This window comes from Streptomyces pinistramenti, from assembly GCF_020564935.1.
GTDB lineage: Bacteria > Actinomycetota > Actinomycetes > Streptomycetales > Streptomycetaceae > Streptomyces > Streptomyces pinistramenti.
Genome location: NZ_JAJCXB010000014.1, coordinates 1 through 26259, shown reverse-complemented (window position 1 = coordinate 26259; position 26259 = coordinate 1). Strand labels below are relative to the sequence as shown.

At 73.1% G+C, this 26259-nt stretch carries 21 protein-coding genes and 1 pseudogene; 9 read left to right on the top strand and 13 right to left on the bottom strand.

Going from position 1 to position 26259, the window contains the following annotated elements; all coding sequences use genetic code 11:
• Window positions 1–222 precede the first annotated feature (222 nt).
• Window positions 223–4398 carry a non-ribosomal peptide synthetase gene (locus LIU39_RS12595; RefSeq protein ID WP_227046750.1) on the top strand — a complete coding sequence of 1392 codons (4176 nt, stop codon included), beginning with the start codon at window positions 223–225 and terminating at the stop codon, window positions 4396–4398.
• Between the two features lie 9 nt (window positions 4399–4407).
• Here the strand turns inward: LIU39_RS12595 and LIU39_RS12590 are convergent, their stop codons facing one another.
• The 3 genes from LIU39_RS12590 to LIU39_RS12580 form a co-directional block, all read right to left on the bottom strand.
• Window positions 4408–6036 carry a PTS transporter subunit EIIC gene (locus LIU39_RS12590; RefSeq protein WP_227046749.1) on the bottom strand — a complete coding sequence of 543 codons (1629 nt, stop codon included), beginning with the start codon at window positions 6034–6036 and terminating at the stop codon, window positions 4408–4410.
• A gap of 49 nt (window positions 6037–6085) precedes the next feature.
• Window positions 6086–7024, bottom strand: coding sequence for an N-acetylmuramic acid 6-phosphate etherase (gene murQ, locus LIU39_RS12585; protein WP_227046748.1), 939 nt, complete (start codon window positions 7022–7024; stop codon window positions 6086–6088).
• A 109-nt stretch (window positions 7025–7133) separates the two neighbouring features.
• On the bottom strand, window positions 7134–8078 hold the full coding sequence (locus LIU39_RS12580; protein WP_227046747.1) for a MurR/RpiR family transcriptional regulator: 945 nt from the start codon (window positions 8076–8078) through the stop codon (window positions 7134–7136).
• 137 nt (window positions 8079–8215) lie between these two features.
• On the opposite strand from LIU39_RS12580, the gene LIU39_RS12575 reads away from it, so the two are divergent.
• The 4 genes from LIU39_RS12575 to LIU39_RS12560 all read left to right on the top strand — a co-directional run bounded on the left by LIU39_RS12575 (window position 8216) and on the right by LIU39_RS12560 (window position 10125).
• The gene (locus LIU39_RS12575; RefSeq protein WP_227046848.1) at window positions 8216–8587 is read left to right on the top strand and encodes a DUF8819 family protein; all 372 of its coding nucleotides are present in this window, start codon (window positions 8216–8218) and stop codon (window positions 8585–8587) included.
• Window positions 8588–8655: 68 nt separating this feature from the next.
• Window positions 8656–8946 (top strand): DUF4031 domain-containing protein, encoded by a 291-nt coding sequence (locus tag LIU39_RS12570; RefSeq protein ID WP_227046746.1) that lies wholly within the window; start codon window positions 8656–8658, stop codon window positions 8944–8946.
• Entirely contained in the window at window positions 8930–9604 is a 675-nt protein-coding gene (locus LIU39_RS12565) for an acyl-CoA dehydrogenase family protein (RefSeq protein ID WP_227046745.1), read from the top strand. The genes LIU39_RS12570 and LIU39_RS12565 overlap by 17 nt, the downstream gene beginning before the upstream one ends.
• The gene (locus LIU39_RS12560; RefSeq protein ID WP_227046744.1) at window positions 9580–10125 is read left to right on the top strand and encodes a pyridoxamine 5'-phosphate oxidase family protein; all 546 of its coding nucleotides are present in this window, start codon (window positions 9580–9582) and stop codon (window positions 10123–10125) included. Before LIU39_RS12565 ends, LIU39_RS12560 begins: the two co-directional genes overlap by 25 nt.
• 28 nt (window positions 10126–10153) lie before the next feature.
• Here the strand turns inward: LIU39_RS12560 and LIU39_RS12555 are convergent, their stop codons facing one another.
• The 6 genes from LIU39_RS12555 to LIU39_RS12530 form a co-directional block, all read right to left on the bottom strand.
• A complete protein-coding gene (locus LIU39_RS12555) occupies window positions 10154–11401 on the bottom strand; it encodes a Cmx/CmrA family chloramphenicol efflux MFS transporter (RefSeq protein WP_227046743.1) in 1248 nt (415 codons plus the stop codon).
• A 128-nt stretch (window positions 11402–11529) separates the two neighbouring features.
• A complete protein-coding gene (locus LIU39_RS12550; RefSeq protein WP_264482702.1) occupies window positions 11530–12243 on the bottom strand; it encodes a serine hydrolase domain-containing protein in 714 nt (237 codons plus the stop codon).
• 364 nt (window positions 12244–12607) lie between these two features.
• The gene (locus LIU39_RS12545; RefSeq protein ID WP_227046742.1) at window positions 12608–13279 is read right to left on the bottom strand and encodes an HD domain-containing protein; all 672 of its coding nucleotides are present in this window, start codon (window positions 13277–13279) and stop codon (window positions 12608–12610) included.
• Between the two features lie 52 nt (window positions 13280–13331).
• Window positions 13332–14243 carry a transporter substrate-binding domain-containing protein gene (locus LIU39_RS12540; RefSeq protein ID WP_227046741.1) on the bottom strand — a complete coding sequence of 304 codons (912 nt, stop codon included), beginning with the start codon at window positions 14241–14243 and terminating at the stop codon, window positions 13332–13334.
• 48 nt (window positions 14244–14291) lie between these two features.
• Window positions 14292–15047 (bottom strand): hypothetical protein, encoded by a 756-nt coding sequence (locus LIU39_RS12535; RefSeq protein ID WP_227046740.1) that lies wholly within the window; start codon window positions 15045–15047, stop codon window positions 14292–14294.
• Window positions 15044–15538, bottom strand: a complete 495-nt coding sequence (locus LIU39_RS12530) for a hypothetical protein (RefSeq protein WP_227046739.1) — start codon at window positions 15536–15538, stop codon at window positions 15044–15046. The genes LIU39_RS12535 and LIU39_RS12530 overlap by 4 nt, the downstream gene beginning before the upstream one ends.
• Window positions 15539–15855: 317 nt before the next feature.
• Between LIU39_RS12530 and LIU39_RS12525 the strand changes: the two genes are divergently transcribed.
• A complete protein-coding gene (locus tag LIU39_RS12525) occupies window positions 15856–16590 on the top strand; it encodes a copper homeostasis protein CutC (RefSeq protein WP_227046738.1) in 735 nt (244 codons plus the stop codon).
• 18 nt (window positions 16591–16608) lie between these two features.
• Here the strand turns inward: LIU39_RS12525 and LIU39_RS12520 are convergent, their stop codons facing one another.
• On the bottom strand, window positions 16609–17028 hold the full coding sequence (locus tag LIU39_RS12520) for a hypothetical protein (RefSeq protein WP_227046737.1): 420 nt from the start codon (window positions 17026–17028) through the stop codon (window positions 16609–16611).
• The gene (locus LIU39_RS12515) at window positions 17025–19235 is read right to left on the bottom strand and encodes a HelD family protein (RefSeq protein WP_227046736.1); all 2211 of its coding nucleotides are present in this window, start codon (window positions 19233–19235) and stop codon (window positions 17025–17027) included. The genes LIU39_RS12520 and LIU39_RS12515 overlap by 4 nt, the downstream gene beginning before the upstream one ends.
• A gap of 387 nt (window positions 19236–19622) precedes the next feature.
• On the opposite strand from LIU39_RS12515, the gene LIU39_RS12510 reads away from it, so the two are divergent.
• Together LIU39_RS12510 and LIU39_RS12505 are read left to right on the top strand one after the other, a co-directional pair.
• Window positions 19623–19823 carry a hypothetical protein gene (locus tag LIU39_RS12510; protein ID WP_227046735.1) on the top strand — a complete coding sequence of 67 codons (201 nt, stop codon included), beginning with the start codon at window positions 19623–19625 and terminating at the stop codon, window positions 19821–19823.
• Between the two features lie 183 nt (window positions 19824–20006).
• On the top strand, window positions 20007–21287 hold the full coding sequence (locus LIU39_RS12505; RefSeq protein ID WP_227046734.1) for a glycosyltransferase 87 family protein: 1281 nt from the start codon (window positions 20007–20009) through the stop codon (window positions 21285–21287).
• 18 nt (window positions 21288–21305) lie between these two features.
• Here the strand turns inward: LIU39_RS12505 and LIU39_RS12500 are convergent, their stop codons facing one another.
• Both LIU39_RS12500 and LIU39_RS12495 read right to left on the bottom strand, forming a co-directional pair.
• The gene (locus LIU39_RS12500) at window positions 21306–22964 is read right to left on the bottom strand and encodes a DNA repair helicase XPB (RefSeq protein ID WP_227046733.1); all 1659 of its coding nucleotides are present in this window, start codon (window positions 22962–22964) and stop codon (window positions 21306–21308) included.
• A 308-nt stretch (window positions 22965–23272) separates the two neighbouring features.
• Window positions 23273–25804 (bottom strand): helicase C-terminal domain-containing protein, encoded by a 2532-nt coding sequence (locus tag LIU39_RS12495; RefSeq protein ID WP_227046732.1) that lies wholly within the window; start codon window positions 25802–25804, stop codon window positions 23273–23275.
• Between the two features lie 209 nt (window positions 25805–26013).
• On the opposite strand from LIU39_RS12495, the pseudogene LIU39_RS12490 reads away from it, so the two are divergent.
• A pseudogene (locus LIU39_RS12490) lies at window positions 26014–26259 on the top strand (hypothetical protein); the annotation flags it as partial.

Sequence of the window (26259 nt, the reverse complement as noted above, 5' to 3'; positions counted from 1 at the left end):
CTGTGTCGATGGGCGGGATGACCGGCCGGCCGCGGCGGAGTACTCGTTGTTCACGGCCAGGGCCCCGCGGCACACCCGGCGGACATTTTTCCCGATGAACCGATACACCAGCCCCGCTGGCTCGTTGGCCCTGTGCAGCGTGTGAGTTGCGGCCGGGAGCGCAGGTGAGCCACCGGCCCGGTCGGCGTTGAGCACAAGGACCTTCGTCAGGGGACGGCAAGCATGAACAGGAAGTCCGGCGACCGCGACCGTCGTCTGCCGCTGACCGTCGCGCAGACCGGGGTGTGGTTCTCCCAGCAAGTGGATGCGGCGAACCCCATCTACCGTGCCGCCGAGTACGTGGACATCCACGGCCCGGTCGACCTGGACGTGCTTCGCGCCGCGCTGCGCCGTGCCGTGGCCGACACCGAGGCGTTGCAGGTCCGCTTCGAGACGGACGACGAGGGCGACGTCTGGCAGGTGGCCGACCGGTCGCCGGACTGGCCGCTGCCGGTGGTGGACCTGCGCGACGTCACCGATCCGACGGCCGGGCCGATCGGCCGGCCCGTCATCGAGCCCTCGGCAGCCGCTCCCGCGCCCGTCCCCGGTGCCTGGACCGGGGCCCGGCAATGGATGTGGGCCGACCTGCGCCGGCCGGTCGACCTGCGCCGCGGTCCGCTCTTCAGCTTCGCGGTGCTGCAACTGCCCGATGACCACTGCGTGTTGTACCTGAGCATCCACCACATCCTTCTGGACGGTTACGGCTTCTCGCTGTTCATCCAGCGCGTCGCCGAGCTGTACACCGCCCTTGAGGCCGGCAAGGAGTGCCCGCCCGGCCGCCTGGGATCCCTGGCCGAGCTGCTGGCCGACGAGGCCGCGTACCGGACGTCCGAGCGGTTCAGCCGCGACCGCGAGTTCTGGGCCGCCCAACTGGCCGGGCGCCCGGCCACCGCCGATCTCGCGGACCGGCGGCCCTCGGCCCCGCACGGCTTCGTACGCGAGACCGGGTACGTCCCGGCGCCCGCCGCCGACGGGCTGCGGGCGCTGGCGCGGCAGTGCAGGTCAGGACTGCCCGCGGTGGCCATGGCGGCACTGGCCCTGTACGTGTACCGGATGAGCGGCAGCACCGACGTGATGCTGGACCTGACGGTGACGGGCCGCTCCGGCACGGTGGCCCGCAGCGTGCCGGCCATGCTGGCCAACATCCTGCCGCTGCACGTGGAGCTCGGCCCGGACACCAGCGTGCGCGAGCTGGTACGCCGCACCTCCGAGCGGGCCCGCGGCCTGCTGCGCCATCAGCGCTATCCGTCGCAGTACCTCGTCCAGGACCTCGGATTCGTTCCCACCGGCGGCTATCTGGGCGACTGGGGCATCAACATCATGGGCTACGACCCGCAGCTGAGCTTCGGACGGCATCCGGCCACGCTGCACAACCTCTCCAACGGACCGGTCACCGGCCTCGGCGTCAACGTCTATGAACGGACCGCCGACGGCTCACTGCGCATCGACTTCAACGCCGACCCCGCCCTGTACGACGCCGAGGCCACCGCCGCCCACCACCGCCGCTTCCTGACCCTGCTGGAGACCCTCGCCGGCGCCGAGCCCGGACAGACCGTCGGCGGCATCGACCTCCTGTCGGCCGTCGAACGCCATCAGGTGACGACCGGCTGGAACGACACCGCCCGCGCGGTACCCGCCACGACCCTGCCGGACATCTTCCGGGCACAGGCACACAGCACACCGGCCGCCACCGCGCTGGTCTGCGGCGACCTCACGCTTTCCTACGCCGAACTCAACGCGCGGGCCAACCGGCTGGCACACGCGCTGATCGAGCGCGGCGCCGGTCCCGAAACGTTTGTGGCGCTCGCCCTGCCGCGTTCGGTCGACCATGTCGTCGGCCTGCTGGCCGTACTCAAGACGGGTGCGGCGTCCGTACCGGTCGACCCGGGCCTGCCGGCCGAGCGCATCCGCTTCCTGCTCGCCGACACCCGCCCGCGATGCGTGCTCACCACGACCGCCACCGCCCGGCGCCTGCCCGCAGGTACGGCCACGCTGCCGCTCGACGACCCGGCCGCACTCCGCACGTTCGCGCGTCTGCCGGACGCCGACCCCACCGACGCCGACCGCCCGGCCCCCCTGTCACCGGGCCATCCCGTGTACGTGAGCTACACCTCCGGTTCCACCGGCCGACCCAAGGGCGTGGTCGTCGAACACCGCCAGATGACCAACCTCTTCTTCGATCACGAGGCCGAACTGATCGGCCCGGAGGCCGCCGCTGCGGGCCGCCGGCTGCGCGCCGCGCTGACCGCCGCCTTCTCCTTCGACACCGCCTGGGTGGGAATGCTGTACCTGGCCGCAGGCCATGAGCTGCACCTCGTCGAGGACGCCGTACGCATCGACCCGCCGGCCCTCGTCGACTACATCGCCAAGCAGCGCATCGACTTCCTCGACCTCACCCCCACCTACCTCCACCAGCTCATCGCCGACGGGCTGTTCACCGGCGACGGGCACCGGCCGCGGGTCCTCATGGTGGGCGGCGAGGCCATGGACGCCGCACTGTGGGAGACCCTGCGCGCCCAGCCCGGCACCCACGCGTACAACTACTACGGGCCCACCGAATGCACCGTCGACGCGGTGTACTGCCGCCTCACCGACCACGGCGACCACCCGGTCATCGGGCGCCCCGGCCACAACATCCAGGCGTACGTGCTGGACGGCCTGCTCCACCCGATGCCGCCCGGTGTGCCCGGCGAGCTGTATCTGGCCGGCGACCAGATCGCCCGTGGCTATCTCAACCAACCCGACCTGACCGCCCAGCGGTTCCTCGCCAACCCCTTCGCCACTCCCGGCGCTGCCGGCTCCCGCATGTACCGGACCGGCGACCGGGCGCGCTGGACGGCGGACGGCGTCCTGGAATACCTCGGCCGCATCGACGAGCAGGTCAAGATCCGCGGCTTCCGGATCGAACCGGGCGAGATCGAGACCACGCTGGCCCGCCACCCGGGCGTCGCCCAGGCGGTGGTGACCATACGAGAGGACTCCCCGGGCGATCAGCGCCTGACCGCGTACGTGGTGCCCGCGACCCGTCCGGTGGCCTATCCGGCCGCCCGCGCAGCCACCCATGCCGACGCTGATGCCGCGCCTCGCCCCGGCCCCGGCTCCGTCCCCGACCTCTGGCCCGCACACTCCGCCTCCCCGCTGGACGCCGCCGCACTCCGCTCCTGGGCCACCGCACAGCTGCCCGCCTACATGGTCCCCGGCGCCTTCGTCCTCCTCCAGGAGCTGCCGCTGACCACGAACGGCAAGCTCAACCGCGCCGCCCTGCCCGCCCCCGAAACCCCCGCGGCCCCTGATGGCCGGCAGCCGGACAGCCCGCAGGAGAAAGCGCTCTGCGCGCTGTTCGCCGAGGTCCTGGGCGTGCAACAGGTCGGCATCGACGACGACTTCTTCACCCTCGGCGGGCATTCGCTGCTGGCCGCCAAGCTCATCAGCCGCATCCGCGCCGCCCTGGGCACCGAGCTGTCCATCGGCGCACTCTTCGAAGCCCCCACCGTCGCCGGCCTCGTCCGGCTGCTGGAGACCGGCTGCCGGTCGGACGGTTTCGACATGCTCCTGCCGCTGCGCGCCCACGGCTCCCGGCCGCCCCTGTTCTGCGTCCACCCCTCCGGCGGCCTGAGCTGGTGTTACGCCGGGCTGCTCCGCCACCTGGGAACGGACCGCCCGGTCTACGGACTCCAGGCCCGCGGCCTGGACCTCACCGGCACCGGCACGCTGCCCACCACTTTCCAGGAGCTGATCACCGACTACGTCGAGCAGATCCGCACCGTGCAACCCACCGGCCCTTACCACCTGTTGGGCTGGTCATCCGGCGGCGCGCTCGCACACGCCATCGCCGCCCGGCTGCAAGGGGCGGGCGAGCGCGTGGACCTCCTGGCCATGCTCGACTCGCGCCCCATCGACCCGCACGAAATGACGGGTTCGGCACTGGAGGAGCGCGACATCCTCGCCGCGCTTCTCGAAGCCGCAGGCCACGCCCCGACCCGTACCGGCCGCCCGCTGACCGCCTCCGGCGACGCGGACGACGGCAGCAATGACGTGCCGGCCTCCCTGAAAGCCTTGAAAGAGCACCCCACTCTCGGCGAACGCCAACGCGCACGGGTCACCCAGGTGTTCACCCACACCGTCGAGCTCCTCCCGACCTTCACCGAGAGCGTCTTCGACGGGGACCTCCTGTACTTCCACGCGACGCACGGCAAACCGGCCCATGCGCCGTCCGGCGAGGTGTGGCGTCCGCTGGTGACGGGCCGCATCGAAAGCCGCGACGTCGCGTGTACGCACAACGCCATGACCCAGGCGGCCCCGCTGGCCCACATCGGCCGGGAACTGGCCGCGCACCTGGACACCGTCTCCGCGCACTGAGAGGTGCTCCTATCGGCCCGCTATGTCGATTCCGCTCTTGCCCGCGCTCGCTGCGGCCGGAGCTGCGGCCGGGGCCGGACGCGGAGGAAGTGTCTGGGCCGCTGAGGCGGAAACGGCTGCCTCCGGGGTGGGCTCGGCGTTCAATTCTGTGCGCATCTGCTTGCTGAAGCCGAAGAAGTAAGTGGCCAGGAAGCCGGTGACGTAGCCGACGGCCAGGCCGATGGCGTAGATGACGAGGGTCGTGCCGATGTCCTGATTGCCCTTGACCAGAGGGAACAGGGCCCAGCCCGAGGGGCCGATGGCGGTGGAGCCGACGGCGTCGCCGAGCTGGTTGAAGAGGCCGATGAAACCGCCGCCGAACGCGCCGCCGATGCAGGCCGTGATGAAGGGGCGGCCGAGGGGCAGTGAGACGCCGTAGATCAGCGGTTCGCCGACGCCCAGGAAGCCGGCCGGGAGCGCGGACTTGATGGTGGCGCGGATCGAGCCGTTGCGCGGCAGCCGGAGGTAGACGGCGAGGGCCGCGCCCACCTGGCCCGCGCCCGCCATGGCGAGGATGGGCAACAGGACGGTGTAGCCCTGCTGTTCGATGAGGGTGGTGTGGATGGGGATGAGGGCTTGGTGCAGGCCCAGCATCACGAGGGGGAGGAAGAGGCCGCCGAGGACGAACCCGGCGAGCGCGCCGCCGTGTGCCAGGAGCCAGTTGGCGAGCGTGCCGATCGCGGTGGAGACCTCGCCCGCCGCGTACATCAGGCCGAAGAGGGTGACCAGGCCGGTCACCAGGATCGTGAGGGTCGGCGTGAGCAGGACGTCCAGCGCCTCCGGCACGGACTTGCGGCACCACTTCTCCACCTGGACGGCGAGCAGCGCGGCCGCCAGGGCGCCCAGCACACCGCCCTGGCCGGGGGAGAGCTTCTGGCCGAACGCGGTGATGTCCGCGACGCCGGGGAAGACGATGACCGCGGCGACCGCACCGCCGATGACGGGCGTGCCGCCGAACTCCCTGGCGGTGTTGTAGCCGACGAAGACGGCGATCAGCGACATGAAGCCGGAGGCCATCGCGGCCAGCGCGGGGACCACCGAGGGGAGCCAACCGAGGTTGGTCAGCAGGCCGTTGATGCCCGCGATGATGCCGCAGCCGATCAGGGCGGGGATCAGCGGGACGAAGATGTTCGCGACCCGGCGCAGGAACAGTTTGGCCGGGGTGGCGTTCTTGGCCTTCCGGCGGGCCTTGAGCGCGGCTCCCTGGGCGGCGAGGTCTTCGGCGGTGGTGAGGGGAGCGGCGGCGTCGGCCGGGGGTGACTCCGGGGCCGGGGCTTGGGGTTCGGCGGCGGCAGCGGGGGATGCCTCTTGGGCCCCGGCCGTGCCGGGCGCGGGCGCGCGGCCCAGCTCGACGAGGCGCTCGAATTCCGGGGTGACGCGGGCGACCGCTCCCGGGCCCAGCACGATCTGGTACGTGTCGTCCTCGACCACTCCCATGACCGCGGGCAGCGCCTTGAGCGCGTCGTCCTGGACCAGCGAACGGTCCTGGATGCCGAGGCGGAGCCGGGTCATGCAGTGGGCGACGGACGTGACGTTCCTGGCGCCGCCGACGAGAGGGAGGATCGCGGCGGCGGTGGCGCGGTTCTTGTCTTCGGACATGTGCGGTGCCTTGCTGTGCGGACAACGAGGAGGGGGCTGCGGGGGGGGATCAGGGTGTGCGGGTGGCTTCCAGGGCGGCTCGCAGGTGGCCGTGGGAGGCGTCCAGAAGGCGGGCCGTGGTGGGGGCGTCGGTTCCGCCGATGACCATGAGGATGGCGTTCTTCACCTCGCCGTCCGTCGCGGCGAGCGCGGTCTCTATCTCCTCGTCGGACGCGCCCGTGGCGAGCGCGACGATGCGCCGCGAACGGGCCTGGAGCTTCTCGTTGGAGGCCCGGACGTCGACCATGAGGTTTCCGTAGGTCTTGCCGAGCCGGATCATGGTGATCGTCGAGAGCATGTTGAGCACGAGCTTCTGCGCCGTGCCGGCCTTGAGGCGGGTGGAGCCGGTCAGCAGCTCAGGGCCGACGACGACCTCGATGCCGTGCTCGGCGGCCGCGGCGAGGGCCGATCCGGCGTTGCAGGACAGGCCGACGGTCAGCGCGCCCAGGGCACGGGCGTGCTCGACGGCGCCGACCGCGTACGGAGTGCGGCCCGATGCGGAGATGCCGACGACGGTGTCCTCGGCGGTCAGGCCGAGCGCGGTCAGGTCTTCGGCGGCCAGCGCGGCGCTGTCCTCGGCGCCCTCGACGGCGGTGACCATCGCGGACGGACCGCCGGCGATCAGGCCGAGCACCTCGGTGGGGTCGGTGTTGAACGTCGGCGGGCACTCGCTGGCGTCCAGCACACCCAGCCGGCCGGCCGTGCCCGCGCCGGCGTAGATCAGCCGGCCGCCTTCGGCCATCCGTGCGGCGATGCCGTCGATGGCGGCCGCGATCCGCGGCAACTGCGCGGCGACGGCGGCCGGGACGGTCGCGTCCTCGTCGTTCATCGTCCGGGCGATCTCCAGGGTGGAGCGCCGGTCTATCTCGGCCAGCTCGGGGCGGAACGCCTCGGTGGTGAGGGTGTCCAGCTGGGCCCGCAGGTGGGCGTGGTCGGCGGTGGAAGTCATGGGGGCGGCTCTTTCCGGCTCGTACGGACGGATCTGTACGACGTGCTGTGAGGCGACGTGCTGAAGGGAAGGGAGGGGAGCTGCGGTGCCTGGGGTGTGGTGGCGCCGGTCAGCGGTGGGGGCGGGGGGAGTGGCGGTGCGCCAGTGCTTCGTAGGAGGCGGACAGGGCGGGGGCCGCGATGTCGTACGTACGCTGCGCGACTCCTATGAACAGGCAGTCGACGACGAGGAGTTGGCTCGTTCGGGACGACATGGCGGCGGGGCGCAGCTCGCTTTCGCGGGCCGTGGACGTCGTCAGGATGTGGTCGGCGTAGGACGCGATCTCGCCGTCCGGGCGGCCGGTGATCGCGATGGTCGTCGCGCCGTGGTCGAAGGCGACCCGCAGCGGCTCTATGACGTCGGTGGTCCGGCCGGAGTGGGTGATCGCGAGGGCGACGTCGCCGGCCCGCATTTGCACGGCGTTCGTCACCGCGAGGTGCGGGTCCGCCGGGGCATGCGCTATCAGGCCGATGCGCAGCAGCTTCTGGACCAGATCCTGGCCGACCAGATTCGACGCCCCTATGCCGTACACGTCGATGCGGCGGGCCGAGACCAGCGCGGCGACGGCCGCTTCGAGCTGGGTGACGTCAAGACCCGCCGCGGTGTCCGCCAGGCACTGCTGCTCCTCCTGCGCCAGCTTCGCGACGACGTCGGTGAGGGTGTCGTCGACCGCTATGTCGGCGGTGACGGCCGGGGCGCCGCCGGCCTCCTGCTGCGCGGCCAGCGCGGCGAGGGCGAGCCGCAGGTCGCGGTAGCCGGGGTAGCCCAGCAGGCGGGAGGTGCGGACGACCGTCGCCTCGCTGGTGCCCGTACGCTCCGCCAGGCCGGTGACGGTGAGGGCGGCGCAGCCCGCCGGGTCGCCCGCGACGGCCTCGGCGACCCGCTGCATGGAACGGGTCATCGACGGGCCGAGGGTGCGGACCTTGGCTGCCAGCGCCGCAGGGGCGGGTGGGGCCGGGGCCGGTCGGGTGTCGACGGCCGCGTCCTTGAAAGTTTCCTTCAGGCTGCTGCTCACAACTGAAAAGTAATTTCATCGGCTGGTCGCGTCAACACCTCCCTTTCCGGCCTGTGGAAAACCCGGAACGCCGGCCGCGGCCTGTGGATGACGGGCCTGTGGACAGCGGCGGATCGATGTCGGTGGTCCGCGAGAGAATGGAAGGCATGGAGCTGGAACAGGCATTGCATGCCGCGCGGGCGCTGGTGCTCGCCGATCTGATGGCGGACGAGGTTGCCGACGCGGACATCGTCTCGCTGGTCGAGGACGCGGTCGTCCACCGCAGATGGTGGGTGGAGCAGTGGCCTGAAGGCGTGGAGTTCGTCGCCGGACTGGTGGCGCAGGACGTGCAGGACGCCCTGCTGGAACGGTACGGCCGCTGGCCGCTGTGCCCGGTGTGCACGGAGTCGGGTGATCCGCATGCGCTCGACGTGGAGCCGGAGTTGGGGCCCGACCCGCACTGGGTCTGCCCGAAGACGGCCGTGACGGTCTCCCCCGTCGGCGGGCTCGGCAAGCCCCTGGAGCAGTGAGGTGAGCACGCCCGGCGGGCCGCCGGAGGGCGGCGCGGTGGTGTCCTGCGGCCGTCGGGAGCCCTGACGTGGCGATCTATATCGACCCGCCGACCTGGCCGGGACACGGCCGCCTGTGGTCGCACGTCGTCAGTGATGTCTCGTTCGACGAACTGCACCGCTTCGCGGACGGCATAGGCGCGCCCCGCAGGGCCTTCGAACGCGATCACTACGACCTGCCGGGCGAGCGCTACGGCGACGCGGTGCGGGCCGGTGCGGTGGAGGTCGGCAGCAAGGAACTGCTGCGCCGCCTGACGGCCGCCGGCCTGCGCCGCCCCAAGCACCGCCCGGCACCGCCAGGAGGTGTGGACACGCCCTGACCGACAGCGGCGCATCCTGCCGGACGACGAGGCCCCGGCCATCGGCCGCGCCGCCCTGGACGCCGCCACCCGGTACGCCGACGACCGCGTCGTCTCCGGCCGCCCCGTCGGACAGAACCCGGGCGTCGCCTTCCCCCTCGCCGAGGCCCTGACCCGGCTGGACGCGGCGCGCCTGATGGCCGGGAACGTGGCCTGGCGCCACGACCGGGGGCTGAGCTGCGGCCGCGAGGCGAACAGGGTCAAGTGGCTGGGCACCGGCGCCGGTTACCAGGCCGCGGACCGTGCCGTGCAGCCCCTCGGCAGCACGGGGCAGGCGAAGGAGCACCACGTCGAACGGTACTTCCGTGAGGCGCGGCGGCTGCGTCTCGCCCCGACCGTCGGCCCCGTCGACGGGTGCTGCCGCCCATCAACTTCGCGGACGTCGAGGCGTGCATGGGCCCGGTCCCCGCGCTGGGCGGGCACACCCGGGACGTGCCGGCCGAGTTCGGGGTCGCGGGGCGCGGTACGCCGCCGGAAGAAGGGGCCGGGGGCCGATCCCTCGTACGGGCGGCGGGTGGCGCGTCGTGGCGGCGGGGCAGCGGGCGGCACCAGCACGATGGGCCTGACCGCGCGCCGCGCCGAAAGGGGACCGCCATGCCAGCCAGGGACGTACCGGTGAGGGAACCTTCCACCACCCTCGACACGCGCTACAGCAGCGAGGGCGCCACCCCCACCGCGTGGAAGGCGGCCGTCGGCGGGCTCACCGAGGCGGAGGTCTTCTGGCTCTCCACCCTCCGGCCGGAAGGCCGCCCGCACGTCACCCCGCTGATCGCCGTCTGGATGGACGACGCGCTCCACTTCTGCACCGGCCCCGCCGAACGCAAGGCGCTCAACCTCGCCGCCAACTCCCACTGCGTACTGACCACTTCGACGGCCGGTGGCAACGACCTGCACACCGGACTCGACGTCGTCGTCGAGGGCGAGGCCGTCCAGGTCGGCGACGAGGCGACGCTGCACCGGCTGGCCGACGCCTACGCCGCGAAATACGGCAGCGACTGGCGGTTCGAGGTCCGCGACGGCGCTTTCGTCGGGGGCGGCGGCCGCGCCGTCGTCTACCAGGTCGCACCGGTGACGGCCTTCGGCTTCGGCCGCGGCGAAACCTACAGCCAGACCCGGTGGAGCTTCGCCGGGACGAGCTGACGGCGGCCCGTCCCGGCGTGTGCGGCGGTCAGCCCGAGTGCTGCTCCGCGCCCTCCCGCGTACGGGCCGCGGGCACGGAGGCGTCGGCGGAAGGCGCCGACTTGGCGATCACCCGGGAGCGGGGCGTGGCCCGCTGGAGGCGGAACGAGACGAAGGTGGTCACCACGGCCACCGCGGCCAGGGCGGCGCCGAGGCCGGCCACGGAGCGGTAGCCCCAGTGCGCGGCGATGACCAGGCCGCCCAGCCAGGGGCCGAGCGTGTTGCCGACGTTGAAGGCGGCGGTGGTGGTCGCACCGGCCAGCGTCGGGGCGGCGTTGGCGACGTTGAACATCCGGGCGTTCAGGGCCGGGGCGGTGGTGAACGCCGTGACGCCGAGCATCAGGGAGAGGGCGACGGCGGCGACCGGATTGTGCGCGGTGAACGCCAGCACGGCCAGCACGACCGTGGACGCGGAGATTCCGGCGAACAGGGTGGGGAAGAGGTGCGCGTCGGCGACCCGGCCGCCGATGAAGGTACCGATCAGCGCGCCGACACCGAACAGACCGAGCACCGTCGGCACCCAGCTCTCCGCCAGCCCCGCGGTGTCGGTGAGCAGCGGCGAGAGGTACGAGAAGAGGGCGAAGACCGCGGCGCCGTTCATCGCCGTCGCGGTCAGCGACAGCCAGACCTGCTTGTCCTTGTAGATGGTCAACTCGCGGCGCAGCTGCGGTCGGTCATCGCCCGTCGGCACGGCCGTGCGCGGCACCAGCGCGATCACTCCCACCAGGCCGATCGCCGACAGCACGGCCACCGCCCAGAACGCCGAGCGCCAGCCCGCGTGCTGCCCGAGCAGCGCGCCGGCCGGTACACCCGCGATGTTGGCGATGCTCAGCCCGCCGACCATGACGGCCATCGCACGGGCCCGCGCGGTCACCGGAACCAGGGAGACGGCGACCGCCGCGCCGACCGCCCAGAACCCGGCGCAGGCCAGCGCGCTCACCACCCGGGAGACGAACAGCACGCCGTATGTCGGCGCCAGCGCGCCCGCCACCTGGCCGAGGCCGAAGACGGCGAGCAGCACCATCAGGGTCGTACGGCGCGGCAGCCGCAGCGTCGCGGCGGCCAGCACCGGCGCACCGACCACCATCCCGATCGCGAACGCCGATACCAGCAGGCCTGCCTGCGGGATGGACACCCCCAGGTCACGGGCGAGCGGCTGCAGGATGCCGGAGAGCATGAATTCGCTGGTGCCAAGCGCAAAGACGGAAAGGCCGAGTACGTACACGGCTATGGGCATGCGGGCGCGTTCGGAAGATCCGGAATGATCGGACGGAGCAGGCATGTCAGCAAGGAACAGCGGGAGCGGGACGGGAATTCCCGTTCGGGGCGCGGCGTCCCTGTTCCGGGACACGAGGTGGTGCCACGTCACCCTGCGGCCGGGCCCGGCTCCACCGCCCGCGACACCGCCGCCAGCAGCGCCTCGACATCCGTTCCCCACCGCGAGCTGATCACCAGATCCCGCGCCGGGCCGATCCACAGCAGGTGGCTGCCGCCGTTTCCCCGGGCGCAGCGGCCGGACGCCGGAGCCTGCGGCCACACCGTGCGGTCATCGTTCAGCCACCAGGACAGCCCGTAGTTCGGCTTGACCCGGCAGGGCGTCCACAGCTCGTCGACCCACCGCCGTGACACCACCCGGCCCTCGCCCCACCGCCCGCCCCGCAGACAGAGCTGCCCGATCCGGGCGAGGTCGAGCGCGCTGGTCCACAGGCCGCCGCCCCCGTGCGCGCCCCCGGACACCACGGGCAGGCGACGCCCGCCGACGTCCACCACGGAACCGGCATAGCCGTGCCAGGACCAGGAGGACGAGGCGCCGAGCGGCTCCGTGATCCGGCTGCGCAGGACGTCCGGCAGCGGCCTGCGGAACAGCACCGTCAGTGCCAGGGCGGCCAGGTTCACCCGGACGTCGTTGTAGGCCCAGCCCTCCCCGGGCGGGCCGCCCGCCGACTCCGTGCCCTCCCGCGTGCTCTGGGCGTCGACCGCGGTGGGCTTCCCCCACAGCTCGCCCTCCCCCTGGCTGGTCTGATCCAGAAGGTGGCGCCAGGTGATCCCGCGCCCGTGCCCGTCCGCGAACTGCGGCAGGCCGGCGGACCGGCGGACCGGCTCGTCCAGCCGGAGCCGCCCGTCGTCGTACGGCCACCCCCGCCACCAGCGACAGCACGCTCCTGGTCGCGCTGAACGCCGTCTCCGCCCGCGCCGGATCCCCTCAGCGGGCGACGAACACGCCGCGCCGCAGCACCACGCCGCTCGCCCCCTGCCCGTCGAGCAGCGGTCCCACCACGTCCCGGTGGGAAGCGTCGGACAACCTGGGCGGCGAGGTACGACGCCATGTCCTGGACGCCGGGCACGGGCCGTTCGCTCTGCGCCCGAGCGGCCGCTGCCAGACCGGCCGCGTCCACCCCCGCCCAGGGGTCGCCGGGGGTGCCGCCGGGATGCCTCCCGTCCCTCATCCCTCCAGCAGCTCCAGCTCCGTGGCGAGGTTGCGGCGGGCCGGGTGTTCCCAGCGGTCCTGGCCGGTGGGGGTACGGAAGAGGCGGGGGAGGGAGAGGAGTTGGCGGAGTACGGTGGCGCGGCCTGCGGTGAAGTCGGGGTCGGGGACGAAGGCGTACTCCTCGCGGACCGCTGCCGCGTAGGCCGCGTAGGCGGCGGGCGGGCCTGCGAGTACCGCGAGGTCGGCGTCGCACAGCACCTCGCCGTCGCGGTCGTCGGGGCCCGGGTCGTGGGTGACGGTGAGCCGCACCAGGCGGGCGACCTCGGCGGTGCGGGCCGGGCCGACGCCCAGTTCGGGCAGGGCGCGTTCGGCGAGTGCGGCGCTGCGCTCCTCGTTCTCGGAGCGGTCCGGGCGGTAGACCGCGTCGTGGAACCAGGCCGCCAGCCGGACGACGCACAGATCGTCGGCGTGCGCGGCGAGTTCGTCGATCCGGTCCAGGACGGCGGTCAGGTGCGCGAGCGTGTGGTAGCGGCGCTGCGGCTCCGCCCAGCGGGCCAGGAGATTGTCCGCGTACGGGGCGGGGTCGGGGCCTTCCGGGCCGCGGGCCGAGGTCACGGCCGCGGCCCAGCGCCGGTGCAGATCGGGCGCCGGGCCGGTGGGCCGTGCCGTACGGGGCTCGGATGTCATGCGGCCATTGTGCCGCGTGGGGCAGGGGACGGGCGAGGGGCCGCGGGCCGGGTCAGGCGGCCGGGTGATCGCGGCAGGACAGCCGGTCGATGGACTCCGTGCTCGGCTTGAAGTCGGTCTGCCAGTGCGGCTCCTGCTCCTTGATGGCGGGCAGCGAGTTGGCGAAGTCCTGCTCCCAGGCGGTGCTGGTGATGTAGGCGCGCAGGGCGTCGCGCAGCCGCCGGCAGTCCGCGCGGTGGCCCTTGGCCATCGCGATGCCGTATTCGTTCGACGAGCCGAAGAGGATGCCGGGGACGACCTTGAGGTGGGAGTCCTTCTCCTGCGTGAAGCCGTAGAGGATCATCTGGTCGGTCGAGACCGCGTCCGCCCTGCCCTCCTCCAGGTCCTTGATGCAGAGCGAGGCGTCCTGCTGCGGATAGTCCTCGATGTCGTCGTAGGCGGGCTTGTCCAGCTCCTTGCCGGATGTGGTGCCCTCCCAGGTGCAGACGCGCTTGTGCTTGAGGTCCTGGCGGCTGCGGATGGTGCCCGCCTCGTCCTCGCGGATCATGACGCCCTGGGACGTGGTGGCGTAGGGGCCGACGAAGTCCACCGCCTTCATCCGCTCGTCGGTGATCGAGTAGGTCGCGATGACCAGGTCCTTCTGGTGGTGGGTGAGCACCGTGCTGCGGTCCTGGGACGGCACGCTGCTGAAATCGGGCTCCGCGTGCACGCCGGCGAGCACCTGCCGGGCGACGGTGATGTCGAAGCCGGCGAACTTGTAGGAGGTCTCCTGCCCGGTCCCCGGCTGGTCGTTCTTGACGCCGACCGCGACCCTGCCGTCCGCGAACAGGGACGGCGGCTCGGGGTCGGCGCAGGCACCGGCGAGCAGCGCGGTGAGGGCGAGCAGCGCGGCGCCGGCCAGGGCGCGGTGCCGGCGGGCGCGGGCTCTCGGCGGTGCGGGCCGGTGCTGTGAAGGTGTGGTCATGGGTGTCCCCGTTCGCGTTCAGGTTCCTGTTCGTTGCCGGTGCCGGGCTCAGCTGTCGTGCAGCACCGCCGACGCGGCCCGTACGTCCATCTGGCAGTTCCGGCCGGTCTTCAGCGTCAGCTGGATCCGGACGCTGCCGGTCCGCGCGCCCAGGGCGAAGTCGACGGTGCTGCCGGAGTGCATCTGTTCCTCCTGGGCGGCGACACCTGACGTGACCAGGTAGACCGTGGCGGAGGTCCGGTGCAGGCAGGTCGGCCCCGACGGATCGTGGTCGTCGATCGCCAGGGTGAGGCGCAGCCGCTCGCGCGGCTCCTTGAGCGCGGACTCGCCGAGGGTGAGGACCAGCGAGCGGTTCCCGGCGTCGTCCAGCGGCTGGGTGCCTGCCGTGACGACCTGCCCCGTCACGTCGATGTCGGCGTGCGCCGCGCCGTGCTGGAACGCCAGCCAGCCGCCGACGGTGGCCAGCACGGAGACCAGCGAGAGGGCCCCGACGAAGCCGACGCCGGAGGATCTGCGGATCAGCACGCGGACCGCGGCCGTGACGAGTGCGACCCCGGCCAGCACGGTGCACAGCAGGTACTGGCCGAACGGGCCGCTCGGGTGCAGGGCCTGGGCGATCACCAGCCCGGCACAGGCCAGCAGCAGCGGCAGCCAGCGGGCGCTGGGGTGCATCACCCAGCGGATGATGACGTTCTTGATGTCGTTGGCGGCGATGGAGTGGTCGCCGTGCGTGGTGGGGCTGTTGTGGATGTCGCGGGTGGGTGGGGCGGACCGGTCCTGGCGGTCGCCGTCCTCGGCGGTCATGAGCCGTCCTGGGTGCGTCCGCCGCCTCCCAGATGGATGTCGCCGTGGATCTCGACAGCCGCGAGGGAGTGCGCACCGTTCGCCGTGGGGTTGTTGTGAATGATCTGCACGGGGGCGGGTGCGGAGCGTTGGGCCACGTGTTCCAGCAGCTGGGAGGCTTCGCGGTGGTCGGCGGGTTCGGCCAGCCAGGCGGCGATGGCGTCGGAGAGCAGCTGCCGGTCCTGGTCGTCGAGGCGGGCGAGCAGGCCGTCGAGGGTGTCGGCGGTACGGGTGTCGAGCAGCGGCTGGGTGCCGCCGCCGAGGCTGGTGCCGCCGCCGTCTCCGTCGTCGGGGGCGCGGCGCAGCAGTCGGCGGAAGAAGCCCTCGCCGGCGGTCACCGTGCGGTCGGCGATCCGCTGCTGGGCGGTGGTGAGGACGGTGCTGCCGAGGCTGTTCGCCGCCAGGGCGAGAAAGGGGGCAACTTCGGCGGAAACAGTGGCAAGGTCGGACATCGGCTTCTCCCCGCTCGTGGGCCACGTGCATGATGCCGCAACGCCCTTACAGGGAAGGCGTGTTACCCATGATGGGCATGTTTCACACCCGCTCGGATGAGTGGTTTGCGACGCGCGTAGGTGTGCGAGCAGAAGTGCCGACGGGGCGTACCGGCCGGGCGTACGGTCGGTTTTCGGTCGTGTCCTGCGTAGTGGTGGACCCCGCACCGCTCACCAGCCCTTACGCTGGATATTGGACTAGACCTATGCCTGCCCGGTCCACTGCTCTCCACCGTCATCACCGCCGTCCACGTCATCCACCGAAGGGTTGAGGTCACATGAGCAAGCGCGCACTCCTGGAGGTGATCGCGCTCGACCCGCAGGACGCGGTCGCGGCCCAGGCCGGAGGGGCCGACCGGCTCGAACTGGTCACCGACATGGCGGCCGACGGGCTCACCCCGCCCCGCGCCGTCTTCGCGGCGATCCGGGCCGCCGTCGACATCCCGCTGCGCGTGATGCTGCGCTCCGCCGACGGCTTTGCGTCCGGTGACGTGGACGCGCTGTGCGCGAACGCCGCCGCGCTGCGGGCCGAGGGCGCCGACGCGTTCATCCTCGGCTTCCTGGCCCCCGACGGGAGCCCGGACCTGCACGCCGTGCGGGCGCTCGCCGAGGTGATCGACGGCTGCCGCTGGACCTTCCACCGGGCCATCGACCGGGCCGCCGACCGGGACGCCCTGCGCAAGGAACTGGCCGCCCTCCCGGAGGCGCCGGGCCCCGGCGGCTCCCCGGGGCCCGCAGGACCCGACACGTTCCTCACCGCCGGCTCCGCATCCGGCGTCGACGACGGCCTGCCGACCCTGCTGGCGGAACAGTCCCGCACCGCGGCGGGCGAACCGGGCTACGCCCCGCAGATCCTGGTCGGCGGCGGCCTCGCCCTGGCCCACCTCCCGGCCCTGCGCGCGGGCGGCCTCGACGCCTTCCACATCGGCGGCGCCGTCCGCCCCTCCGGCTGGTCGGGCCCGGTGGACGCGGCGGCGGTACGGGAGTGGCGGGAGGCGCTGGACGAGGCGTAGGGGCGGGGCGACGCGGCGTCAGGGCCGCGCGGGCGCGCCCCGGTGGCGCCGGCCGTCCTCGTGGGCGACCGGCTCCCCGATCCTGAACCGGCTCCCGTTGCGCGCGCCGAGCCGGGCGGTGATGCCGAGCGGCGTCCCGCCCGCTGTGAACTCCGCGCAGCTTTCACCGAGGCGCGCCGTCCGCTGCCCCCGGTAGCGGAAGGCGACGCAGAGCCGGTGCGTGCCGGGAGCGACCCGGGCCTTCCCGGCGCGCGTCGCCCGCCGCCCCCAACGCGCCGCGTACTCCCGGCCGTCGATCACGACGACCGGCCGCGTCAGCAGATGATGGAACCAGGCCGTCAGGGGCGACGCGACGACGCGCACCGTGACCACCGAGCCCGCCCCCTCTCCGACACCCGGGCCGTCACCACCGCGCTCGCCGCCCTGCTCGTGCGTCATGACGCGGGCGCCCCTTCGAAGTCGTCGGGCAACCGGCCGAAAGCGGGATCGGCGGCCGCTTCGTCGTCGATGTCCGTCAACTGTCCTCCCCCGACGGCCGAACCGTCCCGGCCATCGGCCAACTGCTCGGGCAGTCCTGCCGCATGAATGATCGTCAAACCCGAGACCGCTCGGGTCAGGCACACGTACAGGCGGCGCAGGCCGGTGCGTTCGTCCGGTTCGCCGGCCACGATCGCGGCCGGTTCGTCCAGCACCACGTAGTCGTACTCCAGGCCCTTGGCGAGCGTCGCGGGCACCAGGGTCAGACGGGCGTCGGCCGAGGTCTCCTCGCCGGGGGAGAGGCAGCCGAGGCCGGCCGCTTCCAGGGCGGCGCGCAGTGCCGGCACCCGTTCGTCGGCCGTGATCAGGCCGATCGAGCCCTCCTTCGCCAGCGCGTCGTGGCAGGCCGCGAGCACGGACGTGTCCAGGGACTGCGGCTGGACCGTGCGGATCTCGAAGTCGCCCGCCGACTCACGGATCGAGGTCGCCTCCGTCAGCTCGGGCGCGATGGCCGGCAGCAGCCGGGACGCGTACGCGATGACCTCGCGCGGCACGCGGAAGCCCAACGTCAGCTCCTCGATGGCCGAACCGGGCTTGCCGAGATGGCTCAGCGCCTCCTCCCAGGTGTCCGTCGACCACGGGGTGGTGCCCTGCGCGATGTCGCCCAGGATCGTCACCGAACCCGTCGTGCAGCGGCGGCCCACCGCGCGGTACTGCATCGGGGACAGGTCCTGGGCCTCGTCCAGCACCACATGGCCCAGCGAGTGCGTGCGCGCCACCAGATCCATCGCCTCGTCGATCAACACCGCGTCCGCGGAGGACCACTTGGCGCTCTTCACGCTCCTGGCCGGCTTGGCCCACAGGACCGTCCGCTGCTCATCGGGCGACAGGATCCCCTCCGCCTGCGCCGCCAGGAACTCCGCGTCACCCAGCAGCCGCAGCACCAGCTTCGCCGGATCCACCGGCGGCCAGACCGCCTTGACCACGGCCTTCACCGCGGGATTGCGCGCCACCGCATCCTGCACCCGGTCGTCGGGTGCCTCGCCCGCCTGCTCCATCCGCACCAGCACGGCATGCGCGATCCGCTGCGGCAGCGCCTCGCGCGCCGCACCGTAGCGAATCTCGCGCTCCATCAACTCCCGCACGATCTCTTCGAGTTCATAGGCCGGGATGCGCCAGCGGCGGGATCCGCGGACGACCACGCAGGGCTCCTGCGGCAGCGAAATGTGCGAGCGGACCGCCCGCCGCAGCACCGCGGCCATCCGCGCATCGCCCTTGATCGTGGCGGCCGCCGCCCCGTCCGTGCCGCGCACCTCCACATGGCCGACGAGCGTGTCGACGGTGGCCTGCTTGACCTCCAGCTCCCCGAGCGCCGGCAGCACCTGCTCGATGTAGTGCAGGAAGGAGTCGTTCGGGCCGATCACGAGGGTGCCCGAGCGGGCCAGCCGCTCCCGGTGCGCGTACAGCAGATACGCGACACGGTGCAGGCCGACCGCCGTCTTCCCGGTGCCGGGCGCCCCCTGGACACAGACCGAGCCGCCGATCCCGGCGCGGACGATCTCGTCCTGCTCCGGCTGGATCGTCGCGACGATGTCCCGCATCGGCCCGACGCGCGGGCGCTCGATCTCCGACTGGAGGAGCTTGCTGGTCTGTTCGGCCTCCGCGGGATCCGTCAGGTGCTCGTCCTCGTACGCGGTCAGCTCGCCGCCGGTGTAGCCGAACCTGCGGCGCAGCGCGAGATCCATCGGGTCCTTCTTGGAGGCCCGGTAGAACGGCTGGGACACGGGGGCGCGCCAGTCGATGACCATCGGGTCGCCGTCGGCGTCGTGGACGTGCCGCCGCCCGATGTAGAAGTTCTCCCCGGATGCCCCCTCGGCCAGGTCGATCCCCGGCGCGCGCAGATAGTCGAGGCGGCCGAAGAAGAGCGGGGTGTGGGCGAGGTCGGCGAGCGCCTTGATGCGGGCGTCGATCTCGCCCTGGAGCACCTCGGCGTTGACCCAGTTCGCGGTGACGTCGGCGATGTTCAGCGCCTCGGCATCGGCGCGCATGGCGCGCAGCGCGGTGCGGGACGCGGCGAGGTGGGCGCGCTCGCGCTGGAGGGGGCCGGCTGCGGTGCCTGGGGCCGGTGCGGATACGGGGGATGCGGGTTGCTGGGCGTGCGCGGGCACGGCGTTGCCTCCGGTGGGATCTCACTGCGGCGGGCACGCGCCGCGGCGAGCGGGCACGGCAGGCCGTTGTTCGGTACGTGGGGCGGGTCATCGGCGTGATGCGAAGAACCGGCCGGTTTCCGTCCGGTCGGCGGCACTCCTCGACGGGAGGCAGGGCAGACGCGCGATTGTAGTCAGCGGCCATTCGCGGCGCCAACGGATTTTCGGCGGGCCTGCGCCGGAACGGCACGCTCCGGCGCGCGGGCGCCCCGTACGGCCCTCCTCCTCCCGTAGGACCCCGTCCGTCTCCCGTAGGGGGCGGGGCGGTCCCGAGGTCGGACTTCAGGCCCCTGCGGAATGGACCCATCGACCGATGTGCGGCATCCGAGGGAAAACCATCATGGAGGCATGAGCAGCGCAACGATGATCCCGGCGGCCGCACACCCGGCGTCCCTGCACCCCGTCAAGGGGGCCACGGCCCTCGGCACCGGGCACGCCGCGCGGACCCACGACAGCCACCACTTCGCCGGCAACGCCCTGCGCGCGGTGAAGGTCTTCGCCTCGGCGGCCTTCAGCGTCGTCTTGCTCGGCGAGTACGCCGACGACTGACCCGGACCGGCCCCACCCGACGGACGGCGGTCCCGCACCGCCCCTGCGCCCGGTGCCGCGCGCCCGACGGGCGCGCGCCCCCTCCTGGACATCCGGTTGACCGGAAACCGTTACGGGCCGTCGGCCCTGATCAGCTAGCGTCGCCGCGTACGGAGCGCGCAGGGTGACGAGGAGGGGCAACGGGTGTCTGCCGCCGACGGGACGCGGACGTGGACGTGGAGGCGGACCTGGGCGCAGAGCGTCGCGAGACCGCACCGCACAGTGGTCGCGGGGGCGCTGCTGGCGGCTTCCCTCATCGGCCTCTGGGGGCTCTACACGGTCCATCCGCTGCCGATGCCCGACATAGAGGTGTACCGCGCCGAGGGTCAGGCGGCCGCGACGGGCAGCGATCTCTACGGATTCACGACGACCAGATGGCACCTTCCGGCCACCTACCCGCCGTTCGCCGCGCTGCTCTTCCTCCCCACCACGTGGGTCTCGCTCGCCACCCTCAAGGTCGCCTGCGTCCTCGCCAACGGCGCCCTGCTCGCCGCGCTGATCCAGCTCTCCTGCAAAGCCGCCGGAATACGCCGCTCCGCCTACACCGCGCCCACCGTCATCGGCGCCACCGCACTCGGCATCTGGCTCGAACCGGTCTTCCAGACCCTGATCTTCGGCCAGATCAACCTCGCCCTCACCTGCCTCGTCCTGTGGGACCTCGCCCGCCCCGACGGCGCCCGCTTCAAGGGCCTCGCCGTCGGCATCGCCGCAGGCGTCAAGCTCACACCGGCGATCTTCGCGGTCTATCTCCTCGTCACAGGACGGGTGAAGGAAGCCTGCACCGCCGCGGCCGGATTCCTCGGTTCGGCGCTGCTCGGACTCCTGGTGCTCCCGGACGCCAGCGTCGACTTCTGGACCCGGCGGATGTTCGAGACGAGCCGGGTCGGCAAGGTGTGGATCGTCGACAACCAGTCGCTCCAGGGCCTGCTCGCCCGCGTCCTGCACACCCCCGAGCCCGGCCTCATATGGGCCGTCGCCGCACTGCTCACCGCCGCCGCCGGGCTCTACGCCGCCCGCCGCGCCTTCATCCGGCGCGGTACGGACACCTGGGGCGTGCTCTGCACCGCCGTCACGGCGCTGCTCGTCTCCCCGATCAGCTGGTCCCACCACTGGGTGTGGTGCGTGCCGCTGATCGTCACGCTGGCCGCGCACTCCCGCGGCAGCCGCCGACGCCGCGCGCTGACGGCGGCCGTCACCCTCGTCTTCACCGCCCGCACCCTGTGGATCGTCCCGCACACCGGCGACCTCGATCTGCACTTCTCCTGGTGGCAGCAGCCGCTCACCTCGCCGTACCCGCTGCTCGGCCTCGCGATGCTGGCGGCGGTGGTGTGGTGGACCCGCTCCGGCCCGGCGGGCGGCGGCCTCGGCCGCATCCCGCACCCGCGCACCGACCGGACACTCCCGCAGCGCTCCCGCGCCCTCTGACCGGCCGGGACCTGCGGGTCAGGCGTCCTCGGAAGGGTCCGTCGCCAGCAGCTCGTCCGCGTCCATGATCCGGTACGCGTACCCCTGCTCGGCCAGGAAGCGCTGGCGGTGCGCCGCGAAGTCCTGGTCGATGGTGTCGCGCGCGACGACCGAGTAGAAGCGGGCCTCGTGCCCGTCCGCCTTCGGGCGCAGTACCCGGCCGAGACGCTGGGCCTCCTCCTGGCGCGAGCCGAAGGTGCCGGACACCTGGATCGCGACCGTCGCCTCCGGCAGATCGATCGAGAAGTTCGCGACCTTCGAGACGACCAGCACCGAGATCTCGCCCTCACGGAAGGCGCCGAACAGCTTCTCGCGCTGCGCGTTGGTCGTCTCGCCCTTGATCACCGGCGCGTCCAGATGCTCGCCCAGCTCGTCCAGCTGGTCGATGTACTGCCCGATGACCAGCGTCTGCTCGCCCTGATGCTTGCGCACCAGCGCCTCGGTGACCCGCTGCTTGCTGCCCGTCGTCGCGCAGAAGCGGTACTTCTCCTCGGTCTCCGCCGTCGCGTACGCCAGGCGCTCGGAGTCGGAGAGGTTGACCCGGACCTCGACGCAGTCCGCCGGCGCGATGTACCCCTGCGCCTCGATCTCCTTCCACGGAGCGTCGAACCGCTTCGGCCCGATCAGCGAGAAGACGTCCGACTCCCGGCCGTCCTCGCGCACCAGCGTCGCGGTCAGCCCCAGCCGCCGCCGCGCCTGGAGGTCGGCGGTGAACTTGAAGACCGGCGCGGGCAGCAGGTGCACCTCGTCGTAGATGATCAGGCCCCAGTCCCGCGAGTCGAACAGCTCCAGATGCGGATAGACGCCCTTCCGCTTCGTCGTCAGCACCTGGTACGTCGCGATGGTGACCGGCCGGATCTCCTTCTTCGTGCCGCTGTACTCGCCGATCTCCTCCTCGGTCAGCGACGTCCGCTTCACCAGCTCGTGCTTCCACTGCCGTGCCGAGACCGTGTTCGTGACCAGGATCAGCGTGGTGGCCTTCGCCTGGGCCATCGCCCCGGCCCCCACCAGCGTCTTTCCCGCACCGCACGGCAGCACCACGACACCCGAACCGCCGTGCCAGAACCCCTCGACGGCCTGCTGCTGATACGGCCGCAGCGCCCAGCCGTCCTCGGCCAGCGCGATCGGATGCGCCTCGCCGTCGACGTAACCGGCCAGGTCCTCGGCCGGCCAGCCGAGCTTCAGCAGCGTCTGCTTGATCTGCCCGCGCTCGGACGGATGCACGACCACGGAATCCGGGTCGAGCCGGGCCCCGACCAGCGGCTGCACCTTCTTCGACCGCAGGATCTCCTCCAGCACCGGCCGGTCGGTTGAGGTCAGCACCAGGCCGTGGGCGGGATGCTTGGTCAGCGTCAGCCGCCCGTAGCGCGACATGGTCTCCGCGATGTCGACGAGCAGCGCGTGCGGCACCGGATACCGCGAGAACTGCACCAGCGCGTCCACGACCTGCTCCGCGTCGTGCCCGGCCGCCCGCGCGTTCCACAGCCCGAGCGGCGTCACCCGGTACGTGTGGATGTGCTCGGGCGCCCGCTCCAGCTCGGCGAACGGGGCGATGGACCGGCGGCAGGCGTCCGCCAGCTCGTGGTCCACCTCCAGGAGCAGCGTCTTGTCGCTCTGGACGATGAGAGGTCCGTTCACGCGCCTCGCCTTTCACTACCTGGGGCCGGCCGCGGGTGCAGCCAAACGTCCAGTGTGCCGCATCGCGCCGACAAGGCGGGCGGCTGCTGAGCGAGGGGCGGCCCGGGGCACGGAGGGCCGCGGCCGCCCTGCCGCCCTGCGCCTCCGGCCGGATGTCCCGACTGCCGTGCGCGGCACGCCCCGCAGGCCGCGCTCGCGTTCCACACCAGCGGCGGCGACACCGTAGAGGCGGCCGAGCGCCGACTCTGACGCGTCACACCAGGTCAGCGCGTCACGACGGCCCGCCGGACGGGGAAATGCCCGCGCCCTCAGCTGGCGTCGTCCGCCAGCTCCGCGACGCCGGTGATCCGGTGCAGCGGGTAGGTCCTGACCTCGTCGGACGTGTGGTCGTACGCCGTGACGAAGCCGCCCTCGACGCGGACCGGCGCGATGACGCGCTGGCTGGCGGCGCCGTCGACGTTGACGTAGCCGATCCAGACGGCGGCCTGGGTGAGGACGGCGGCCTGCATCGTGGCCAGGGTCTCGGCCGACGTGGTGCGGGGCAGCGTGCCGGGCGCAGGGGCGGCGGCGGCCTCCACCGGCTTGCGTTCGGCGGTGGCCGCCAGATCACCGGCCCGGATGGCGCGCACGGCCGCCCCGACGAGGGCCGGATCGGGCGCCGGGGGGCCCTCGGGGACCGGGGCGGGGGCGGTGCGCGGCGGGGTGCGGTACGAGTCGGGGCGGGTGATCAGGACGTCACCCGCGGCGGACTCGGCGGCCGGCGCGTAGCCCATCGCCCGCAGCCCTTCGAGGAGTTGGTCGGGCGCGGTCTGGGCGGCCAGCACGGTCGGGGCGAGGCGGCGCAGGCGCAGGGGGGCGGCCCGGCGGTCGGCGAGGATTTCGGAGAGCAGCGCGTCGTCGTCGCAGCGGACGTAGGCACTGGCCGCACCGATCCTCAACTGGCCGTGCCTGCGCGCCACATCGTCGATGAGATAGGCGAGCGGCTGCGGCACCGGGGTGCGCGAGTGCGTCGCGAGGAAGTCCTGCAGCTCGGCTGCGGAGCGTCCGGCGTCCAGGGCGCGGCGTACCGAACCCGGCGTGAAGCGGTAGACGGTCGCGCCGCCCTTGGACTCGACGTCGGCGAGCACGTCGAGCGCCTCGCCGAGCGGACGGCGCAGCGGTCCTGGCGCGACGGCGGTCAGGTCGGCCTGGAGCAGGACGTGATCGAGGGGTTCGGGCAGATGCGGGGCGAGGAGGGCCGCGGCGCGGGCGGCGGCGGCCCGAGTCTCCGCGGCGGACGGCACGGCGGCGGGCTCGGGGCCGGGCGGCACGGCGGGACCGTCCGCCTGCGGTGACGTTTCGGCGCCGATGAGGACCCGGCCGTGGGTGGCGAGCGCGCCGCGCCCCGTGACACCCAGCAACTCGGCCTCGGCGAGCGTCCATTGGGCGAGACGGGAGCGGAGATCGGACGCGGGTGCACCGGTGCCCGTACCGGACGCCGGTGCGCCCGGGGCGGCGCCGCGCAGCGGGCGTTCCCAGTGGAGGCGGTCGAGCACGGCGCCCGCGGGGACGGCCGCGCCCGGCGGGAGGGCGGCGAGGAGGGTGAGGGCGCGGCGGCGTACCTCGGGGGCGGGGGAGCGGTCGAGGTGCGGGCCGAGTGCGGCCAGCGCCCGGCCCTTGGCGTCCGCGCTGCCGACCACCCCCGGCGTACGGGTCGCCGCCAGCCAGCCCGCCACCAGCTCGGCCCAGCGCAGTTCGTCGGGCAGTTGCAGCCACTCCTCGGCCGCGGGGGTGGCCGCGTACCGCTCGTCGGCCTCGCCGTCGGACGCCACGAGCCCGGCCGCGTAGGCCAGTTCCAGCCAGAAGGCGGCCAACTGCTCGGTGGTGTCGAGCGCGGCGGCGGTCCGCTTGAGGTCGCGGACGCTCAGCCCGCCCGCCCGCAGGACGGCGGGCCCGCCGAGATCCCACTCCTTCAGCAGCTCCTCGACGGTCGCCAGCGCCGTGAACGCCTGGCCTGCCGCCGCACCGTCCACGGCCTGCGGATCCCGTGCGGTGACCGGCGCGAGGGCGGGCGGCACCGGCTCGGGCGTGCGGTGCGCGCGCCCCGCCCGCAGATGCAGCGCCGCCTCCCTGGGCAGCACGACATTGCGCGCGCCCACAGGCAGCAGCAGCCCGCGGTCCAGCAGCCACTGGAGATGCGGCGCGGGCCGGTCGGTGACCCCGCCGTAGGGCGGGCCCCACAGCAGCTTGTCGAGGACGGCGACGGACTCGGCGGGCGCGGTGTCGAGCAGCGCGGCCATCCGGGCGCGGTCGGTGAACAGGGCAGCGAGCGCGGACACCGCGGTGACCGGATCGTGGGTCGCGGGCAGCCCGGCGGCCGCGATGATCTCCTGGAGCCGGCCGGGCGACATCCCCGACGTGGCCTCGGCGACGCTGGGGCCGAGCCCCGTCGGAGAGGGATGCGTCGCACTCGGTGTGAGCAGCTCACGGGCCGTACGCACCAGCCGCAACCGGTCGTCGGGCCCCCACACCAGCGCCTGCGTCCGCAGCTCGGCCACCGCCCTGGGCAGCTCGGCGAGCACCGCCGCGTCCCCCGCGTCCCCGGTCATCAGCGCGGCGAGCACGGCGTACGGGCACGGATCGGGCGCCACCGCCAGCGCCTCGGCGGCCTGCAGCGCGAACCGGTCGAGCCGCTCCACGGCCCGCACCACCGACGCCCTCGTCCCGGCCCTGGTGGCGAGCTGGGTGACGTCGCCCGGCACCGGACTCAGCAGATCGGGACGGGCCCGCAGCAGGTCGACGAGCCCGCTGTCGGTGCGGGTCCGAAGCTCCTCGGCGAGTGTGCGGGGCGTATCAGTCATCCGCCCTACGGTAGCCGTGCCCGGGGCGCAGGTCTCCCGCGGCGGCAGCGCACGTGCCACGGCCGGGCCGCCCGGCACGCCTTCGGGATCCGCCGGACGGCCCGGCCGCGGCCCGACCGCACGGCACCTCGGGCGTGCCACCTCCGTCACCCCACTGGGCCGAAGGGGTACCGTCGGGGCAGCAACCAGCGCACGCCGCAGGGGATTTCGTGGGGATCGAGAGCGATCAGCTCGTCTTTGACTATCTGAGCCGGGTCGGCGACCTGGCCCAGCAACGGGGCCTGCCATCGGCAGCACGGATGCGGCTGGTGGCCACGCTGCGCGCCGATCTGGCGGCCCGGCTGGCGGCCCAGAAAACCGATTCGGTCTCCGGCGTGAAACGGGTGCTGTCCCGCATGGGAACGCCGGACGCAGTGGTCTCCGCGGCAGCCGGCGCCGCCGACGAGGCCCCCACC

What these genes read in the sequence shown, in the direction of transcription:
- LIU39_RS12595 (WP_227046750.1), top strand. Translation starts at nt 223, where the DNA reads ATGAACAGGAAGTCCGGCGACCGCGACCGTCGTCTGCCGCTGACCGTC.
- LIU39_RS12590 (WP_227046749.1), bottom strand. Translation starts at nt 6,036, where the DNA reads ATGTCCGAAGACAAGAACCGCGCCACCGCCGCCGCGATCCTCCCTCTC.
- murQ (WP_227046748.1), bottom strand. Translation starts at nt 7,024, where the DNA reads ATGACTTCCACCGCCGACCACGCCCACCTGCGGGCCCAGCTGGACACC.
- LIU39_RS12575 (WP_227046848.1), top strand. Translation starts at nt 8,216, where the DNA reads ATGGAAGGCATGGAGCTGGAACAGGCATTGCATGCCGCGCGGGCGCTG.
- LIU39_RS12560 (WP_227046744.1), top strand. Translation starts at nt 9,580, where the DNA reads ATGCCAGCCAGGGACGTACCGGTGAGGGAACCTTCCACCACCCTCGAC.
- LIU39_RS12555 (WP_227046743.1), bottom strand. Translation starts at nt 11,401, where the DNA reads ATGCCCATAGCCGTGTACGTACTCGGCCTTTCCGTCTTTGCGCTTGGC.
- LIU39_RS12545 (WP_227046742.1), bottom strand. Translation starts at nt 13,279, where the DNA reads ATGACATCCGAGCCCCGTACGGCACGGCCCACCGGCCCGGCGCCCGAT.
- LIU39_RS12540 (WP_227046741.1), bottom strand. Translation starts at nt 14,243, where the DNA reads ATGACCACACCTTCACAGCACCGGCCCGCACCGCCGAGAGCCCGCGCC.
- LIU39_RS12535 (WP_227046740.1), bottom strand. Translation starts at nt 15,047, where the DNA reads ATGACCGCCGAGGACGGCGACCGCCAGGACCGGTCCGCCCCACCCACC.
- LIU39_RS12530 (WP_227046739.1), bottom strand. Translation starts at nt 15,538, where the DNA reads ATGTCCGACCTTGCCACTGTTTCCGCCGAAGTTGCCCCCTTTCTCGCC.
- LIU39_RS12525 (WP_227046738.1), top strand. Translation starts at nt 15,856, where the DNA reads ATGAGCAAGCGCGCACTCCTGGAGGTGATCGCGCTCGACCCGCAGGAC.
- LIU39_RS12520 (WP_227046737.1), bottom strand. Translation starts at nt 17,028, where the DNA reads ATGACGCACGAGCAGGGCGGCGAGCGCGGTGGTGACGGCCCGGGTGTC.
- LIU39_RS12510 (WP_227046735.1), top strand. Translation starts at nt 19,623, where the DNA reads ATGAGCAGCGCAACGATGATCCCGGCGGCCGCACACCCGGCGTCCCTG.
- LIU39_RS12495 (WP_227046732.1), bottom strand. Translation starts at nt 25,804, where the DNA reads ATGACTGATACGCCCCGCACACTCGCCGAGGAGCTTCGGACCCGCACC.